Genomic DNA, 4,568 nt, shown 5'->3' with positions numbered 1-4,568 from the left:
TTGTCGTGGCCGATCCGTCACGGCGAAAACGTTCCTACGAATTAACGGCAATCTATCGGCAAAATATAGTCACGTTATCGGCAATACCGGATAAAAAAGGTTAGAAGCTCAAAAACAATCCGAAAATTAAAGAAACTCTTTTGGCATGATTTACAAGATTTTCAAGATTTAATCCTGTCAATCCTGTTAATCCTGTCTAATTTTTAGTTTATTGTCTCTTGAATTTTTATGAACCCTCCACCCATAACCTCAATAACAAGGACGGAGCATCCAATGAAAAAGTATGTGAATGGGGCATTGATTCCGCTGGCGCTGATGTTTCTGGCGATTTCCCCGGCATGGCCGGATGTCAAGACGCCAAGTATCTTCGGCGACTCCATGGTCTTGCAGCGGGGGATTCCCCTCCCGGTCTGGGGGATGGCCGATCCGGGAGAAAAGGTCACGGTAACCTTGGGCGACAACAGCGCTTCAACAGCCGCCGGGAAGGACGGCCGCTGGATGATCAGGCTGAAAAAGATGGATGCCGGCGGGCCGTACGAGATGAAGGTCGCCGGGAACAATTCCCTCACTTTCAAAGATGTCCTGGTCGGCGAAGTCTGGGTGTGCTCCGGGCAGTCCAACATGTGGTGGCAGATCAGGCAGGTGACCGGAATCGAACATGAAATCGCCTCAGCCAATTATCCGAATCTGCACTATTTCTCCACAAATCTTGTTTCAAAGGAAGAGCCGCAGTTCGACTTCCCCGGAAAGAAACCCCTGTGGACAGCCTGTTCTCCGGAGACGGTGAAGAACTTTTCGGCGGTGGCATATTATTTCGGCAAAGCCATCCACCAGGATCTGGGGGTGCCGGTCGGCCTGATCCACACCTCCTGGGGCGGCTCGGTGGCCGAAGCATGGACCCGGATAGAGGCATTGAAATCCAAACCGGAACTCCGTCCTATCGTCGATGATCTGGAAGGGATGAAAGCAGCCTACTCGAAAGCGAAGGAAGAATATAACCGTAAATCTACCGAATTCGCCAAAGCCCAGGGCGGCAAGGGATCGGTTCCGCCAATGCCTCTTCCGCCGCGCGCCCCGGGAGAACGCGACTGGCCTTCCGGTCTGTACAACGCCATGATCGCCCCCATGGTCCCCTACGGCATCAGGGGAGCGATCTGGTACCAGGGCGAATCAAATTCAGTCCGCGCCTGGCAGTACCGCACCCTGTTCCCAACCATGATCAAAGACTGGCGCAAGGCATGGAACGAAGGGGATTTCCCCTTCCTCTACGTGCAGATTGCCAACTGGAAGACATCTACCATCCCCGTAGTGGATACCTGGGGCTCCTGGCCCGAGCTGCGCGAGGCCCAGCTCATGACCCTCTCGCTCCCCAAAACCGGCATGGCGGTATCTATTGACATCGGCGACAGCACCAATATCCACCCAAACGATAAATGGGATGTAGGACGCCGCCTGTCGCTCGCGGCGCTGCATGTGGCCTACGGTCAGAATATTGTCTTTTCCGGGCCGGTTTACCGCTCGATGAAAAAAGACGGGAATCGCATCCGGCTGCGGTTTGATAACACTGACGGCGGCCTCACCACCCGCGCCGGGGAGCCGCTCCAGGGATTCACCATCGCCGGGGAGGACAAGGTCTTCCATCCCGCAAGCGCACGTTTTTCGGGCGCAGAAGTGCTCGTTTCCGCAGAAAACGTCCCCAAACCTGTCGCAGTCCGGTACGGCTGGGCGGATAATCCCTATTGCAATCTCTATAACACCGCGGGGCTGCCGGCTTCTCCGTTCCGTACGGACTCATGGAAGGGAATTACCGAGGGAAAGGTGAAACCTTAAGAGGTAAGGATGAATGATGATCCGGCAAAAAGTCAAAGTGAATGTTATTTTCAGAATGACTAGACAATATTATGTGACTTATTGTGTATTCTATGCTATTGAAAAACTCACCCCCTGACCCCCTCTCTTGAAAATAGAGGGGGAGAACCATCTGCTTCTTAAACTAAGTATTATCAGCATAATAACCAACGCTGTAGTCGTGCCCCTCTCTTATTAAGAGAGGGGATCAAGGGGTGAGTTTCCTCCAATAAAAAAAGATTAAATAGTGTTCTTATGTCTTAAACAATAATTACGGAATTCTTTTTTGCCAGATCATCATCATAATTCAACAAAAAAGACTATTTCTCCAGCACCAATCCCTCCCCCTCCTTCCGGAACCGGTATTCGTACTTTTTTCCACGGTATTCGTACGAGAGGATGAAGTCACCGGACCGCCGGGCAGATTTCACAACTGCCTGGGCTTCGTTTTCATCTTTAATCGGCAGGATTATGTGTGCGAGGACTGTGGATTCGCTCGCTGCTCTGAGCACTGTCCCATTGTAAGGAATCCGCTGGAAGCTCGCCTGCTTCTGGAGCGCCAGGTAGGGATGGCTGTCCGGGCGGAAGGCGAATTTCCCCTCGACAACCGGGATGAGCGCCATGTCCCCTTCCCTGCCGTGGAGGAGGGTGAAACCTTCCCTCACCCGCTGCTCTGCTTCGGAATGGAAGCGCGCCTCGATTTCCGCGCCTTTCGCGGAGCCGACCTCGTCCACCACCACGGTAGTCACCGGCTTTTCCAGGATGATATGACGGCGCCATTTTTTCAACTCCTTTTTGGGGTAAGCGTTCGTGGCATCCAGGAGCGTGTAATCACGTTCTTTCCCCGGTCGGAATTCGAGGATTTTCCCGCCGATGGCGTCGTCGCGGGGCTGGTCTTTCCGCTTCCCGGTAATCTGGCTTTCGCCGTTCACAAAGATGAGGTTGTGGCCGATGCTCGATGCCTGGGGTGTGTCGTATTTTTCGGCGTCGAAGTATTTCTCATCGTATATCGCGCTGCCCAGGTCGCAGATGTATCCCAGGCCGCGCCAATAGACCATGAACTGCCCCACATCGAGGTGGCCGTGGTGAGGATCGCCGTTGCGGCCCGCCTTGCATGCCACCATGACCTTTCCCGGATCGGTGAAATCGCTTCGCATAATTGCCCAGTCGATGAACGGGAAATGAATGGAGGTTTTTGCGGGCAGTCCGGGCTTTACCGATGGTCTCGGCCAGAGGATGTCGAAAATGTCGCCGCCCGCGCCGAACTGGTTAGCCCGTATCCAGGCGGCTTCCCTGCTTCCGGTCTCCCGGGCGATTTTATTGTACAGGCCGGTGGAGCCGAGCCGATAGCTCCCGGCATCGGCAAAGTTCACCGACTTGCCCGGCGGAACTGAAAGGTAGAGCGGGTATTTCACCGGGTCTTTCGCCAGCGCCGGGTGTTTGAACAAGTCATAGGCGCCGCCGGTGAGCCGTTTCAGAACTGCCGCAAACTGCACTGAGGATTTCATCGTCTGCACCCAGTAACCGCCGCCTTCCTCCCAGCCGCCGTCACGGGCGGCTTCATCGAGAGTTCTGGACATCCGGTTATAGCATTCGGCTATCACATCGGTCAGCCGGGGGTCTTCGGTCATGAGAGCACAAGAGGCCAGCCCCAGCCCCTCGCAGCACCAGGCGCACCAGTTGCAGCGGTAGGCGGTCGCCCACCAGTGGTAATCCCAGTTGCCGCGCACCTGAACCACTGCCTTTTCCAGGAGTCCGCTCCGGATACGGTCGCGCTGAGCTTTGGTGAGCGCCGGATAAAGCCAGTCGTAGACAGCGGCGATGGAGGTCGCTGTACTGCTGGCAATGATATCGTAGGTAAACACAACCTTGTCGTCGGGCACATTCCAGGGGCTGACCCGCGGATAGGCTTTGGGAAACTGGCAAGCCCGCATCACCCAGGTGGGCAGATCGCAGATGACATCGGCGAATTCAAACGATTTCCGGGCATATTTTTCTTCGCCGGTCATCTGATAGACGAAAGCCAGGTTATACGCAGAGCTGATATAGTTGTTAAAAATGGTGAGGTAAGGGCTTGAGGTATCGAACCGTGAATCTTTGTTCTCAGGGGGAATGGTTTTCTCCACCGGCGTATACAGGAGACGGTTGGATTCAGCCAGGAGCCGCGCCATGATGTCATTGCATTCCGGGTCGCTCGCGATCCGGTCACGAAGGGCCGGTTTCTCACTCCCGGAAAAGTAAAGGTAAGGATGCTGCAAGTCTTTTCTAATCGATTGCGCCATATCTCTTGAAGTAACCTCGGCGCTTACCCCGAAAGCGGAAAACAGGAGTACACTAAATACCCATACATGAATTCGCATGATTTGAATTCCTCATCTGAAAATGTGAAAATAAGGTAGGCTGGAGCTGCTTTCAGTAAAATAACATTAAAAAGATGACGACATATTTTATTTCGTTTCTTTTCAAAATAGATGCCGAAACGGTTTCATCGTTCCCGCATGCGGCAACGGTTTCATCGTTCCCGCGAAGCGGCAACAAGTTCGGCATGACACGTGTCATCCTGAACTTGTTTCAGGATCTAATACTAATTCGCTACCAATCATTAAAATATAGCCCATTGGAAACCCACCAGTTTTTGAATGGTTTTTTTATCTTCTGAGACCTCAAGCAACGCGGTTGACAAATCATTTTCGAGTTTTTCCATCGTAGACCAGAACCCG

Annotated in this window: 2 protein-coding genes; one reads left to right on the top strand and one right to left on the bottom strand. The window is 53.3% G+C overall.

Annotated features, from left to right (window positions below):
* Positions 1-273 precede the first annotated feature (273 nt).
* On the top strand, positions 274-1,830 hold the full coding sequence (locus tag Q8O92_03915) for a sialate O-acetylesterase (GenBank protein MDP2982458.1): 1,557 nt from the start codon (positions 274-276) through the stop codon (positions 1,828-1,830).
* A gap of 338 nt (positions 1,831-2,168) precedes the next feature.
* Here the strand turns inward: Q8O92_03915 and Q8O92_03910 are convergent, their stop codons facing one another.
* A complete protein-coding gene (locus Q8O92_03910; protein MDP2982457.1) occupies positions 2,169-4,208 on the bottom strand; it encodes a heparinase II/III family protein in 2,040 nt (679 codons plus the stop codon).
* Positions 4,209-4,568 lie beyond the last annotated feature (360 nt).

Source organism: Candidatus Latescibacter sp. (assembly GCA_030692375.1).
Lineage (GTDB): Bacteria > Latescibacterota > Latescibacteria > Latescibacterales > Latescibacteraceae > JAUYCD01.
Note: the sequence above shows the minus strand (reverse complement) of the source record. Positions and strands in the feature narration are given on the sequence as shown.